The organism is uncultured Anaerofustis sp. (assembly GCF_938029165.1).
Taxonomy (GTDB): domain Bacteria; phylum Bacillota; class Clostridia; order Eubacteriales; family Anaerofustaceae; genus Anaerofustis.
Genome location: NZ_CALHFB010000039.1, coordinates 149,301 through 163,750, shown reverse-complemented (window position 1 = coordinate 163,750; position 14,450 = coordinate 149,301). Strand labels below are relative to the sequence as shown.

Here is a 14,450-nt window from a genome sequence, read left to right as displayed (position 1 = left end):
GATAATCGACTAATGAAAGGAAGTGTATATTATGGATTATCAAGCTAAATATAAGGAAAAGCTTACTACTGCAAAAGAGGCGGTAAAGGTAGTAAAATCGGGGGACTGGGTAGATTACAGCTTTTGTGCGAATCATCCTGTAGACTTGGATAAAGCATTGGCTGAGAGAATGAAGGAAGATAGTTCTCTAAGAGATTTAAAATTCAGAGGTGGGATAGCATTATGGCAGCCAGAGGTAACAAAGCTTGAAGATGCACCCGGAAGACTTATTTGGAATTCCATACATACGACGGGGATCGAAAGGAAACTTATTAATTCCGGAATTTGTTATTATGTACCTATTCGTTATTCCGAAGTACCTCGTTATTACAGGGAAAATATCAAGCATGTCGACGTAGCTTTTATTCAAGTCGCACCTATGGATAAGCATGGTTTCTTTAACTTTGGTCTTTCTGCCTCTCATTTGGCTGCACTTTGTGAGATTTCCGATACCGTTGTTGTTGAGGTTAATGAAAATATGCCGGTTTGTCTGGGAGGTTTTGAAGTAGGAGTACATATTGACAATGTCGATATGGTAGTTGAAAGTTCGAACAGACCTATGGCAGAAATGCCTTCAGGTAAAACAAGCGAAATAGATGAAGCCGTTGCCGAATTGATTGTTCCCGAGATACCTGACGGAGCATGTTTGCAGCTTGGTATAGGGGGTATGCCTAATGCAGTAGGTTCTTTGATTGCAAAATCTGATTTAAAGGATCTTGGCGTTCATACAGAAATGTATGTTGACTCATTTGTTGATATAACTATGGCAGGAAAGATAACAGGTAAGAGAAAAAGTATAGACAAAGGACGTCAGGTGTTTACTTTCGGAGCAGGAACACAAAAGCTTTATGATTTTGTGGATGCTAATCCGAGCATTATGGCGGCGCCTGTAGATTATGTAAATGATATCAATGTGATTGCAGGTTTAGATAATTTTATATCTATTAATAATACTGTTGAAGTAGACTTGTTCGGACAGGTTGCTTCCGAAACAGGGGGGACTCGTCATATAAGCGGTGCCGGAGGACAGCTCGACTTTGTTCTCGGTGCATATAAATCTAAAGGCGGTAAGAGCTTTATTTGCTGTTCTTCCACTGTTCCTACAAAAGACGGTTCACTTAAGAGCAGAATAAAACCTTGCATTACCGAAGGAGGTATAATTACGGCTACAAGAGCCAATACTCAGTATCTTGTTACTGAATACGGATTAGTCAATCTCAAAGGAGCTTCAACATGGGAAAGAGCAGAAAAAATTATTTCGGTTTCTCATCCTGACCTTAGAGACGAACTTATTAAAGAAGCTGACGAAATGCATATCTGGAACAGAACTAATAAACGTGTTTAATAATTAGTATATACTATTAAACAATTTGAAAGCGAGAAAAAATATGGAATATAAGAAAAATATTTATACAGTGGAAGATGGTATTGCTACCATTACAATGAATTATCCCGATAATTTAAATGCAATAGATATGGATATGGCAGAAGAACTTCTTGATATACTGGACAAATGTGAAAATGATCCAAGTGTAAAAGTTGTTATTTTGAAAAGCGGAGGAAAAGCATTTTCAGCGGGAGGGGATATAGGATATTTCTATAAAAATATCAAAGCCGGCGGAGATATAAATATGGACGATTTGATTGAGAGAGCCGGATATGTATCCTTGAATATAAAGAAAATGAGCAAGATAGTAATTACATCTGTTATCGGTGCTGCAGCAGGTGCAGGAGCAAACCTTGCATTATCTGGAGATTTTGTCGTTTGTGCGGATAATGTTAAGTTCATACAGGCTTTCATTAATCTGGGTTTGGTGCCTGATACCGGAGGGACTTATTTATTAAGTAAATCTATTGGTATAGCAAAAGCATTTGGGCTTTGTGCTACCGGAAAGCCTTTGGGAGCTGTAGAAGCTATGGAACTTGGAATTGTAAACAAGGTATGTTCTAAAGATGAGCTTGAAGAAACTACAATGGCTTTGGCTAAGAAAATTACCGAGGGACCTTTGATTGCTTATAAAAACCTCAAAAAACAATTTTTTGAAGCAAACTATACAGATTATGAAAAATATTTAAAAGACGGCGAGGTTCCTACTCAGAGAGAATGTATAGCCTCCGAAGATTTTAAAGAAGGTGTATGTGCATTTATAGAAAAACGAAAAGCCGATTTTAAAGGTGAATGATTAAATAATTTTTACTGCATAAAAAAAGACCTCTAAATCAGAGGTCTTTTTAATTAATTATATTTTTTTGCTTTTTGTATCAATATTATCAAGCCTGTCAATGTAAAAATAGATAAGACTATCCAAATACCTAAATGATTGGTATCATTTGTATTTACCGTTGTAATATTATTTTTATTATTGTTTTTTCTGTTTTCCGATGTACCTGTACTATTATCATTTGGTTTTGTTGTTATCTGATTGTTATCACTTAATGATTTCCAGCCGGCATATAGAGTTATATTTTTTGTTACCTTATCTTTTTCAAAGTCCCATAATCTACTACATTGTTTATCTATGTACCAACCTTTAAATTTATAGTTCTTTTTATTGGGATCTTTAGGTACCGTAACTACTCCATTTTCTTCTACTTCCTGTGGTTCGATAAAGCTTCCGCCCATAGTATCGAATTTTACGGTATATGATACGATAGGTTTTGTACCGCTTACTTTGTATACCATTGTGTAAGTTGAAAATTTATTTGTGGATATTGTTACGGTTTCATTGATATTATCTTTATCACTTAATAATATAGAACTATAGGTACCATTTTCAAAATGTGTATGTATCATAGCATATGTGTAGATTAAATTATCTTTTGGTTTTAATTCATCAGGTATTTTAAAAGTTAAATCTACACTTTGAGGCATTTTTGTAATTTTCTCTGTTGCAATAGGGGTACTGTCGTCTTTATTTTGATATTTTTCTTTTGTTACATCTACAATAAAATGTTTTCCTATATTATAATCCGATAATACATTATTGATTTTTTCTTGTTCTTCGTCTTTAGGTTTTTCGATATCATTGATTTCAATGACGATTTTTAATAGCTGCGTATTATTTTCTTTTACTTCCTTTATATCATTTTCATCTAAAGAGTATAGGAAACGTTTCTTTTGCTCTTCATCTATATTTACTATATCGTTTCCTCCTGTTTGTATCTTGATCGCAAGTTCAACTTCTATTTGAGGGATCTTTGATAAACTCTCATGAAGATTATCTGTACTGTTTACATCTACTTTTTTCTTTTCTTCTTCACTTAGCGCTTCATAATCCAGTTTTGCATCAAGTATCTTGTCAATTTCCTCATCTTTTGGAGGTGTTGTTTCCTCTACTTTAGGTAGATTATTTATTATATCCTCCATTGTGTCCTTATCCAAAGGTTTAAATGATACTTCTATTGATGTGTTGATATCCATAGTTAATGAATATATACTGCTTCTTAAGTCATCATGTTTTTTTATATCATTTTTGACACTGACTCCGCCTACTTTAACATCATCTATTTGATATCCGTAATCCGGAGTAAAAGTGAAGTCCGTCGGTTCACCTTTACCTATCATTGTTTTTCCGCCGGGAGTTATGGTTCCATTGTTTGGAGTGTTGGTATTTATTATGATTCCTTCTTTTAATATCCATACAGCTTTATCGGTTCCGACTTCTTTTTTGAGATAGTATTTATAATTCGGGTCGGTGAAATTAACTTTTCCCGTACTGGATTTATCGAATTCAAAAAACTCTATATCTTTATCCAGTGTTCCTGTAGTGTTTAATGTTAAGTTTCCGTCTAGTTTTCCACTGCCTGTTATTTTTCCTCCGCTAGGTATGGTTATTGTTCCATTTCCTGTTAAATTGCCTTTTATAGGAGTATTTTGAACAGATTTTGTAATTAAACTACCTTCTTTTTCAATATCTATATCATTTATATTCATTAAGTGGTACGGAGAGTCTGTGCCTGTATAAGTAAGTGTTAATTCTGCGTTATTATTTATTTTTACATCAGTTTGTTTTGTGTTATCGGTAGAGTAAATTCCGGTTGTGTATGTACTGGTTTTGGTTTCTATTTCATTTCCTGCTTCAACCAATACTCTTCCTGCCGAACATGTTGTGCCGTTTTGGTATGAGAATATATATTTACTGTTTGTTGTTGAACCAAGAAGAGATATAATCGAATCATTTTTTATTGAGCTATGATTTGAACCCAAAGCATAAATATTTGCGTTAATAGTACTATCTTTTATGTTTAGTCTAGCATTTTTTTCTATATCGCAGTAATTAACACCTCCGGTATATATGCCTTCATTTACTTGCGAGTTTTTTATGGTTGTATCTACATTACCTGATATATTTGCTTTTCCCGGGTCGCTTTCATTGTAGGAATAAGAAGCACTTCCCGGATATACACCTTTGATATCTAAATTAGATAAATTATGAGTTATATTGCCATCAATATTTACATTACCGTTGGAAGCGTAAAGTCTTCCTCCTCCCAAGAAATAATTTATATTTCCTCCTTTTAAATTCGTATTTATATTTCCCGTTATTTTAATTTCACTTTTATTCATATTATTTTGAATATATCCACCACATATAAATTGATTTGCCTTAAGTCCGTCTTCAGCAGTTATAACTATTGCGTCTTTTGAATTATTGTTTCCAATATTAGCTTTTCCCGAACCTGCATTTATAAAGCTTCCGCCGTATAACCATTTTCCGTCAAAGTTATTATTTTTGCCATATTTAATATTAATACTTTCTTTAACATCTGTACTGGCATTTATAGCTTCATTAATATATCCTCCTCCAATTATGTTCCCTGAATCTAAGTTTATATTATCTCCGAATTCTAGGTTTGTGCTTTCTACATTTGCAGAAGAATTTTTACAGTTTGATGTTCTTAATACTCCGCCAGCACATATACCTCTTTGGAAATTTAGGTTATCTTCCAATTTTATACTGGTACTTCCTTTTACATCAACATTTGCATTAGGCTGTTCTGTATATCCTCCTCCAATGATATTCAGACCGGTAGTGCTGCCGCTTATTAATGTTGTTCCTTCGTGTATAGTAATATCAGTGCTTCCTACGGTAGCCTCTGATTTGGAACCTTCCGGTGTATATTCACATAAACCTCCTCCTATTATCAGGTTTACGTTTTCGTATTTAGCTATTTGATTATCTATCTTGTATAAATCCAGCTTTATCTTTCCCTCTACATTTGCGGTTCCTCCCCATAAGGCATATCCGCCTCCGGTGAGACCCATGCTGCTTTCCCAGCATGCCCTGGCACTTTTTATAGTTACATTTCCTTCAACATTTAATACAGCGTTAGAATATAGTGCTTGTCCGCCTCCAAAAAATCTATTAAACGCTTGGTTGTTTTCCTGTGAGACTGAGGCATAATTATCTTCAATAGCTTCAATATTGATATTACCTTTTACCGTAAGCGTTGCATGATTGGTGTCAGATTGTGTTCCCATTGCTCTTCCGCCGCCATATAATTCCATTTCATTGTCATTTGCACCTTTTGCGCTTCCGGTAAATATTATAGAAATATTGCCTCCGACGCTGTTGGTACATGTAGTGTTGGTTGTTTTATATACATATGAAGAAGGTCCTGCATGTCCACCTCCGTATACTTCTTCAGATAGTCCTTTTATCAATATATCCACAGAACCCGATACACTGCTTGTGCTTGTTAGTTTTACATCTCCGCTATTAGGGACCGTCGCCATGCTTCCTCCGTAAATATATCTTGCCTGACCGGTTTCCTCGATAGTTATCTTTGCTGAACCGTGCATATTCGCAGTTATATCGGTATTGTCAGCGTTTGCGGAAGATAAACATCCTCCGACTAAATTAGTATATACTCTGCCTTTTACTTTTATATTTGTATTTCCCGTTAGGTCTGCATTTTTACTTCCGCCATATATATTTGTAACGGCAGAATTTTCATTAATCGTTACATCTGCGTTTGAAGATATATCTTTTCCGTTACCGCCTCCGTATATGGTAGATCCCATATCTATATTGCTGTCAAGTGTAAATTTGATCCCATTTAAAAATATGCTTACTCTATCGTATTCATCGACTTTTACTGACGGCAGATCCGTTTTTATGGTTAAAGAAGTTATTCCTTTATTTGTTGGGATTTCCACCGTCTTATAATCATAACCGGTATACAAAGCATCCGTGACGTTGAATATAACATCACCTGCATTATCATCCGGAAGAGCATTTAAAGCTTCTGTGAAATCTTTATAATCTCCGCTTGTACCTATTTTATATTCGTTATCTGCACTTCGTACTTTTTTTGATTTTTCAGATGTATTTTTTGTATTTTTGCTTTCTTCTTTTTTTACGTCTTCATTTATTTTAACTTCTATGGTTGGGATATCTTCTTCTTTTATTTCTTTAGATAATATATACTTATCTTCAAAAATCGGTTTTAATATGTAAGAAGTGTTTTCTTTGTCATATTCCGGACATTCCCATGATACATCCAGTGAGGTTGGATTACTCCCATTATTAAGATAAACATCCACTACGTCCGGTAAATCTAAATTTTCAATAGGTATCTTTTCTTTTAGAATGATTTCTTTTACATCTAAGTCCCCGAACTTAGTTATTGTATTTTCCCCGACATCATCTTCACTTTGAGTTGTTGTGACTGATACATTTTCATTATTATTTTCATTTATAGTCTGAGCAAATATACTTGATAAACCAAAATAAAAACATAACGAGAATATGAGTAACACAATCAAAGATTTTTTTACTGTTTTTTTCATTTTAATCCCCCTTAGCAAAATTATAATAGTAAATTAAAAAACGCTTTTATTGTTATTTAACAATAATTTTAGAATTGTAAATATAGTTTTATTTTTATGGTTATAACTATATAATGTCGCAAAATGTATACATTTTGCGACACTTATGGTATATTAAATATAAGTAAAATATAGCTATTGTTTTTATATTTATATTACAAATTTTTAAAATATATTAAATAAAATGACAAATTATTTTGTTTTTATACTTTTGTTACTTTATTTATAGTTTTAGTAGCGTTTTAAGTCATAAAATTGTTTTATAATTGATGCATTTTAAGTTATATTTATGACTTATAATTATTCTTATATTCTGATAATTAGAGAATAAATTAATTCGATATAAAATAGGGGAGAGAGTTTATATACTCTTTTTTTGATTGATTTATAAAGGAGAAATAAAAAACTTAAATGTGCTTTATGAAAATGTATATTTCTTTTAGTATTCATTTAAAATAGCTCTATTTGAGTTTTTGTGTGCTTGTTAGAAGTTTGTTAGAAAATGAGAAAATTATTACTGTATGTAATTTTAGAAATATAATAGTAATGAGGGATTTAGTGTGATAAAAATAATAAAAAAAGACCTAAAGGTCTTAACATAAAAGGATGGTGCCGAAGACCGGAATCGAACCGGTACGATCGGTAAGGATCGCAGGATTTTAAGTCCTGTGCGTCTGCCAGTTCCGCCACTTCGGCATGGTGTGATATTATCTTAAATAATACCTTGGAACTAAAATGATCAGTTACTAGCTTATTATATCAAATGTTTCCAAATTTACAATAGTTTGTCAAAAAAAAGTAAAAAAATATTATATTGAGGAGGTACTATATAAGCCGATTAGACATTTATTGTTATAAGTTAATATGAAATATAAATATTAAATATAATTTATGGTTATATAATGTTATAATTGATTTAAATAAAGAGATATAATAAAAATGACCTAAAATTTTATGTGATATAAAGTTAATTTTCAATAAGGAAGTGAACCAAATGATTTATACTACACATTATAGATCTCCCATAGGCGATATACTGATTGCATCAAAGAATGATAAACTGATTGGATTATGGATAGAAAATCAAAAATATTATTTAGCCGGATTAAAAGAAGAAATTACGGAAAATGATAACATTAAAATTCTAAATAAAACTAAGAATTGGTTAGATCGATACTTTTTTAAGGAAAGACCCGAAATAAATGAATTGGAATTAGAACCGGCAGGAAGTGACTTTAGGAAAAGCGTATGGAAAATACTTTGTAAAATACCTTACGGAAAAGTTATTACATATAATGATATCGCAAAAGAAATAGCCAGAGAAAAAGGGATAGAGACTATGTCTGCACAGGCAGTGGGCGGTGCAGTATCCCATAATCCGATATCCATAATCATCCCTTGCCACAGAGTAGTCGGTTCTAACGGGAGTCTTACCGGATATGCCGGGGGGATAGAAAAAAAGATAAAACTATTGGAACTTGAAGATGTTGATATGTCAAATTTATTTATCCCAAAGAAAGGTACTGCATTGTAATGGGAAAAGTATTGGATGATGATTTGATATTTCTTGTTCTTTCAATAGTTGAAGAAATCCCAAAAGGAAGAGTTGCGACTTACGGGCAAATCGCAGGTTTGGCAGACATACCAAAGAATTCCAGATTGGTTGGGAAGATACTTTCCATGTCTGAATACTACGGTGAATATCCCTGTCATAGAGTCGTTAATCATAATGGAAGGCTTGCACCTAATTTCCATTCTCAAAAAGAACTGCTTAAAAATGAAGGCGTAACATTCAAAGATGATGAGCATGTTGATATGAAGATACATAAATGGATTATATGATAAAATATGAATTGATAAAATAAAAAACACATCGGTTTAATATGACCATGTGTTTTTTATTTTATTTAAACCTATGGTTTAATACTAATCTAAGAATGTGTTTTATGATTTGAATTATACATGATTTTCCTTGATTCAGCTTCTATATATCAATATTATTATATGACTTTTTGATAATGTATGTAAGATTTTTTTTATTATCAATTTTGTACAATAAATAAATTTCATAAAATGATATTATCTTTTGTAGATTATGAAAAAAGGGAAGAGTATAAAATTTAAAAATATTATCAATATAGTATTTAAATTTTTTTAATGTATACTTTTTCTTAATTAAATTGTTTGGAAAGGACATAAAAATGAATGAAGAAAAAAAATGCGTAATGGTTATTGATGAAACATTACCTCTGGGTTTCATTGCCAATACTGCGGCTATACTCGGTAATACTCTTGGAAGTCATTATCCCGATTTAGTAGGAGTAGATGTGACAGATAAAGATGGAAATGAGCATATGGGTATCATAAGCATACCTATCCCAATTTTAAAGGGGAATAAAGATGTATTAAGCGATTTGATAAATAAACTAAGTGATGAAAAATATAAAGATATTGTGGTTGCTAATTTTTCAGATATTGCTCAGTCTTGTAATATTTACGATGAATATATAGAAAAAATAAGAAAAGTAAATTCAAGTGAGATGACTTACTTTGGCTTAGCGCTCTACGGTAATAAGAAACTTATAAATAAACTGACCGGGAGTATGGGGTTACTAAGATAAATTTTTATTTTATTAGTTTTATCTAAATTTTTATAAATAAAACGATTATTGTATTAATTAAAATAAAAATTATTAGTATAATTTAATAATATTAATATATAACCGAGTAAACAATCATAAGTCTTATTTGATATTAGAAAATATTTAATTTAAGATAATTTGTTTGAAATTATAATATAAAAGGCAAATATCATTTATGACTTTGATTGAATTCAAAATATGTTTATTATATTTGGGGATATATGATTTTAGCAATAAAAAAATCAATCATATTTCAGATTGATTTATGTTTATATTATTGGAGCGAAAGACGAGATTCGAACTCGCGACCCTCGCCTTGGCAAGGCGATGCTCTACCACTGAGCCACTTTCGCATAGATGGTGCCCAAGGGCGGGATCGAACCACCGACACGCGGATTTTCAGTCCGCTGCTCTACCTACTGAGCTACCTGGGCATAAAATGGCGACTCGGAAGGGACTCGAACCCTCGACCTCTAGCGTGACAGGCTAGCATTCTAACCAGCTGAACTACCGAGCCGCATTGTTATTAAATTTTAAATGGTGGTCGCAATAGGGCTCGAACCTATGACCCCCTGCTTGTAAGGCAGGTGCTCTCCCAGCTGAGCTATGCGACCACTTACAGTGCTGATTTATTATATAATAACAAAAGGTTTATGTCAAGTAATATTTGGTATTTTTTTAATAAATTTTTACTGTAAATAAACTAGGTATTATTCGACGGTTTTATATGTTTTTTTATCATAATAAACTGTTTTAAAACTCTTTGTTTTTTCATTGTTTATATTTTTTTTGTAATCAGCGGGGATCGATAAAATCGTATTATCTCCGTCAGATATATATTTCTTTTCTGGGTGTTTTTTATAATAATTAAAATACCAGTACATATCCATGTGCTGACCTTTGTTTGCTATTGCTCTGCTTATATAGTAAGGGTCAAAGTTTTTGTTTATGGGATTTGTAAAATATGGCGGTTCAGGAGCTGCTAGGACCGCACTTTGTATATTATATTTTATTCCCTTATATTCTCCGTTTTTAACAGCTTTTAAATTTTCTTCTTTTGGCTTATCTCCATATGGGTATGCGAGATAGGACGTAGGTATTTTATTATTATTTTTATATACTAAATTATTTACTTTGCCTATTTCTTCCATTATTTCACTTTTGTTCAAGTTATTCATATTATAATGATGATAAGTATGGTTTCCTATTTCATATCCCAAGTCGGTGAGTACTCTGAATTTATCCTGATAATTACCTTCTGTTTTATTATTATAGTAAGCATCATAGTCAAATGGATTTTCCGTTACGTATAGTACACCTCCCGAACCGAAGTCAGGGTGTTCTGATTTAAATTCTTCCAATATACCGACTAACGTATCTTTATTAACGACCAGTTTGCCTTCTTTATTTTTCACAAGTGAAAAGCAGCTTTTTAATCCGTCATCAAATGTGAGGAGAATAGGTGTTTTACCTGCGGGGATATTTATATCATTACTTAAGTATTCTTTCATAGATATTAAAACATATCCGTTTTTATACATATATTCAAGGTCTTCTTTAAATTCTTGTTTATTTCTATGCCATGGGAAGTGTTTTGCTTTATTATCAATACTATGATACATGATTACCATGATATCTCCGGCTTCATTTGGCTTTACTTTTTTATAATCTATACTTTTATCTTCTATTTTATCTTTTGATGCTATATTATTTTCCGTGTTTGTAGATTTGCTAAAATGCTTTACGTTAAATGCCACGATACTTATAATTCCTATTACAAGTACTATTATTATTAAATAATATCTGTTATTTTTTATAAAAAATTTAAGTTTTTTATCCCTATTTGAGAATTCATCATTATGTTTATTTTTGTTTTTAGCCAATGTATTTATTCCTCTCTTTAATAATCTCTTACTATTTAATATATGTAATAAAATGGTCTAATATTTTTATATTGTTGATTTATATTAAAATTATTTCCTTTAGCTATAATACCACTATTTTTGCCAATTAAAACCAGTTTCTTATAATATTAATGAAATTTTAATTTTTATGTTAAAATCATGAAGCAATGATAAATATTTCACATATTTATGATAAATATAAATTATTTAGTTGACAAAACATAATTACCATGTTATCATATAAGCGTAAAGACAGGATTATGTTTTACGAATACAACGTCTTTGCAATAAGGGTAGATGGTTAAACATTATTAAGTTTTGAGGAGGATTTTTAAAATGAAACAAAAGTATAACCCTATGATGTTCCAATGTAGTGAAAGTTTAGATATGAGTAAACATATCGTAGCTACATATTATATGAGAGGTAAAGGTACAAATCCTATGGAACTTGACCTTGCTAAGTTTGCAGAATCAATCGCTGCAGAGCAAGCTACAGGTACATGGATAGATGTTCCTTTTGAAACAGATGATATTGTTGAAAGACATGCTGCAAAAGTTATAGGTATATATGAAACACCTGCTTACGACAGGGAACTTCCTGATGGAATTCAATACAGAGATATGATAGTTAGACTTGCTTTCCCATGGGAAAACATCGGTACTAACTTCCCAATGATTTTTACAACAGCTATAGGTAATATTTCAGCTGCAAGACTTAAATTATTAGATCTTGAATTTCCTAAAGAATATACAGACCATTTCCAAGGTCCTAAATTTGGTATCCAAGGTGTAAGAGATATCCTTGATATTCCTGAAAGACCTCTTACATGTGCTATGATCAAACCTGATACAGGATGGACTCCTGAACAAGGTGGAATAATGGCATATGATGCATACTTAGGCGGTATCGATGTAATCAAAGATGATGAACTTCTTGTTGCTGACCCAGCATGGTGTCCTATTGAAAAAAGAGTTCAAGCTATTACAGATGCAGGTAAAAGAGCTTTTGAACAAACAGGTGAAAAGAAACTTTATACAGTTAATTTAACAGAAGATAGTTTTAAAATCAAAGATTTAGCTTACAGAGCAATTGACGCAGGAGCAAATGCGTTAATGATTAATACATACACAGCAGGTTTCTCTGCTCTTAGACAATTAGCTGAAGATCCAAACATTCAGATTCCAGTTATGTCTCACCCTGACTATGCTGCTGCACAGTCTTACTCTCCTGACACAGGTGTTGCAGTAGCACTGCTTTGGGGTAAATTAGCAAGATTAGCAGGTGCTGATATGGCTATTACAACAAACTATTATGGAAAGATTCCTGTACTTAGAGACTCTTACTTAAGAACATGCAGAGATCTTAAGATGAAGTTCCATAATATAAAAGATTGTTTACCTGCACCAAGCGGCGGAATGTATCAAGGTGTAGTTCCTGATACTATTTACGAAGTAGGTACAGACGTTATGATCGCTGCCGGCGGTGCTGTTCACGGACATAGAAATGGTGCTACAGCTGGTGCTAGAGCTCTTAGACAATCTATTGACGGAGCAATGGCAGGAATTCCGCTTAGAGAATATGCTAAAGATAAACCGGATCTACAAATTGCTTTGGATGACTGGGGATGCGGTGAAAAAGAAGACTTATTCGATATGAAGAAATAAGCGTTTAATTGAATATAAAATATGTTTACCTCTAAATATTATAATTAAAAAATTAACCCCCGACGAAAGTCGGGGGTTTTGTTTTATGATAAATTTTGGTAATATTAATATAGAAATTTTTATTATGAGTTAGGGAGTATGTATGTTTAATAAAAGTGTTAATATATTAATGTTCGATGGCAATCCAAAAGGGATAGTTATGTGTGAATTATCTAATTGGAATGGTCGTGTATATAAATTCTCAAGAACACACTTAAAGGAATTTTTAAAAAGGGATGATTCTGAATATACTGGTGTTTATTTTTTGTTTGGAAAAGATGATATGAATAATGATACTGTATATGTTGGAGAAGCTGAGCAAATTTCAAATAGAATAAATCAACATTTAAAAGATAAAGACTATTGGACAGAAGTAATTGTCTTATTAAGTAAAGACAATTACTTAAATAAAGCTCATGTTAAATATTTGGAGCATTCATTTTATAAAAAGGCAAAAGACGAAGACAGGGCAAAACTTATTAATAATACAGTACCAACCAAATCATCTGTTTCAGAGTATGATGAGTCTATGCTAAAAGAATTTTTTGATAATTCTTTGTTGTTAATAAGTTTGCTAGGAAAAAAGGTATTTGAACATATAGCTGATGAAATAACAACGATTAATAATGAAAGTATGATGTATATAAAGGCTATTAGAGGGGCAGATGCAATGGGTATGCTTACGAGTGATGGTTTTGTAGTTTTTAAAGATTCACAAATTGCTAGTGATACAACTAAAAGCATCTCTTATTCACTGTTAAATTTAAGAAATAAGCTTATTGAAGAAAAAGTAATTGTAGATTATAAATTCACAAAAGATTATTTGTTTACAAGTCCTTCTCTTGCTGCGGCTATTGTTATGGGAAGAAATGCAAATGGAAGAACTGAGTGGAGGACAAAAAATAAAAAAACGATAAATGATTTAGAAAGTTAAAAAACATATTGTCAAGTAAAAACCCTTGACAATATGTTTTTCTTTTGTTATAATCTCTTAGTCAGTATAAGGAGAGAAGTATGGAAAAGTATTTTAAAATGTCATATTTAATAGATATTTATTCATCTCTGCTTACACATAAGCAATTAAAGGTATTGGAATATTATTACGATGATGATATTTCACTCAGTGAGATTGCGAGTATGTTAAATATTTCTCGTCAAGGTGTTCATGATACTTTGAAGAGAGCTGAAAAGATAATATTGGAATACGATGAAAAATTAAATTTACTAAAAAAATATGAAGAAAATATTGAACTGTTAAATAGATTGGAAGAATTGAGTAAAGACAAAGAGTCCTTATCATTAATAAAAGAGATAAGAGAAAACCTATAA

General features: G+C 31.9%; 10 protein-coding genes and 5 tRNA genes. 8 read left to right on the top strand and 7 right to left on the bottom strand.

Annotation, left to right across the window (positions count from 1 at the left end; all coding sequences use genetic code 11):
* The first annotated feature begins 31 nt into the window (after window positions 1-31).
* A complete protein-coding gene (locus Q0516_RS05515) occupies window positions 32-1,384 on the top strand; it encodes a butyryl-CoA:acetate CoA-transferase (protein WP_294464036.1) in 1,353 nt (450 codons plus the stop codon).
* Between the two features lie 43 nt (window positions 1,385-1,427).
* Window positions 1,428-2,222 carry an enoyl-CoA hydratase-related protein gene (locus Q0516_RS05510; protein ID WP_294464033.1) on the top strand — a complete coding sequence of 265 codons (795 nt, stop codon included), beginning with the start codon at window positions 1,428-1,430 and terminating at the stop codon, window positions 2,220-2,222.
* Window positions 2,223-2,275: 53 nt separating this feature from the next.
* Here the strand turns inward: Q0516_RS05510 and Q0516_RS05505 are convergent, their stop codons facing one another.
* Both Q0516_RS05505 and Q0516_RS05500 read right to left on the bottom strand, forming a co-directional pair.
* Complete coding sequence (locus Q0516_RS05505; RefSeq protein WP_294464030.1) at window positions 2,276-6,832, bottom strand: InlB B-repeat-containing protein; 4,557 nt, start codon at window positions 6,830-6,832, stop codon at window positions 2,276-2,278.
* Between the two features lie 646 nt (window positions 6,833-7,478).
* Window positions 7,479-7,567, bottom strand: a tRNA-Leu gene (locus Q0516_RS05500).
* A gap of 298 nt (window positions 7,568-7,865) precedes the next feature.
* Here Q0516_RS05500 and Q0516_RS05495 point away from each other — a divergent pair.
* From Q0516_RS05495 to Q0516_RS05485, 3 genes are all read left to right on the top strand, one after another.
* A complete protein-coding gene (locus Q0516_RS05495) occupies window positions 7,866-8,405 on the top strand; it encodes a methylated-DNA--[protein]-cysteine S-methyltransferase (RefSeq protein ID WP_294464026.1) in 540 nt (179 codons plus the stop codon).
* A complete protein-coding gene (locus tag Q0516_RS05490) occupies window positions 8,405-8,713 on the top strand; it encodes an MGMT family protein (RefSeq protein WP_294464023.1) in 309 nt (102 codons plus the stop codon). The genes Q0516_RS05495 and Q0516_RS05490 overlap by 1 nt, the downstream gene beginning before the upstream one ends.
* A gap of 359 nt (window positions 8,714-9,072) precedes the next feature.
* Entirely contained in the window at window positions 9,073-9,492 is a 420-nt protein-coding gene (locus Q0516_RS05485) for a DUF2000 domain-containing protein (RefSeq protein WP_294464021.1), read from the top strand.
* Between the two features lie 299 nt (window positions 9,493-9,791).
* Here Q0516_RS05485 and Q0516_RS05480 read toward each other — a convergent pair.
* The 5 genes from Q0516_RS05480 to Q0516_RS05460 all read right to left on the bottom strand — a co-directional run bounded on the left by Q0516_RS05480 (window position 9,792) and on the right by Q0516_RS05460 (window position 11,396).
* A tRNA-Gly gene (locus tag Q0516_RS05480) sits at window positions 9,792-9,866 on the bottom strand.
* Between the two features lie 5 nt (window positions 9,867-9,871).
* Window positions 9,872-9,947 (bottom strand) — tRNA-Phe (locus Q0516_RS05475).
* 6 nt (window positions 9,948-9,953) lie between these two features.
* Window positions 9,954-10,030: transfer RNA gene (locus Q0516_RS05470), tRNA-Asp, on the bottom strand.
* 21 nt (window positions 10,031-10,051) lie between these two features.
* A tRNA-Val gene (locus tag Q0516_RS05465) sits at window positions 10,052-10,127 on the bottom strand.
* Window positions 10,128-10,223: 96 nt separating this feature from the next.
* Window positions 10,224-11,396, bottom strand: coding sequence for a polysaccharide deacetylase family protein (locus Q0516_RS05460; protein ID WP_294464017.1), 1,173 nt, complete (start codon window positions 11,394-11,396; stop codon window positions 10,224-10,226).
* A gap of 357 nt (window positions 11,397-11,753) precedes the next feature.
* Here Q0516_RS05460 and Q0516_RS05455 point away from each other — a divergent pair, with 357 nt between their 5' ends.
* The 3 genes from Q0516_RS05455 (at window position 11,754) to ylxM (ending at window position 14,450) form a co-directional block, all read left to right on the top strand.
* Complete coding sequence (locus Q0516_RS05455; protein WP_294464013.1) at window positions 11,754-13,082, top strand: RuBisCO large subunit C-terminal-like domain-containing protein; 1,329 nt, start codon at window positions 11,754-11,756, stop codon at window positions 13,080-13,082.
* 142 nt (window positions 13,083-13,224) lie between these two features.
* Window positions 13,225-14,055: a GIY-YIG nuclease family protein gene (locus Q0516_RS05450; protein ID WP_294464009.1), complete on the top strand. Its 831-nt coding sequence runs from the start codon at window positions 13,225-13,227 to the stop codon at window positions 14,053-14,055.
* An 80-nt stretch (window positions 14,056-14,135) separates the two neighbouring features.
* Window positions 14,136-14,450, top strand: a complete 315-nt coding sequence (gene ylxM, locus Q0516_RS05445; protein WP_294464006.1) for a YlxM family DNA-binding protein — start codon at window positions 14,136-14,138, stop codon at window positions 14,448-14,450.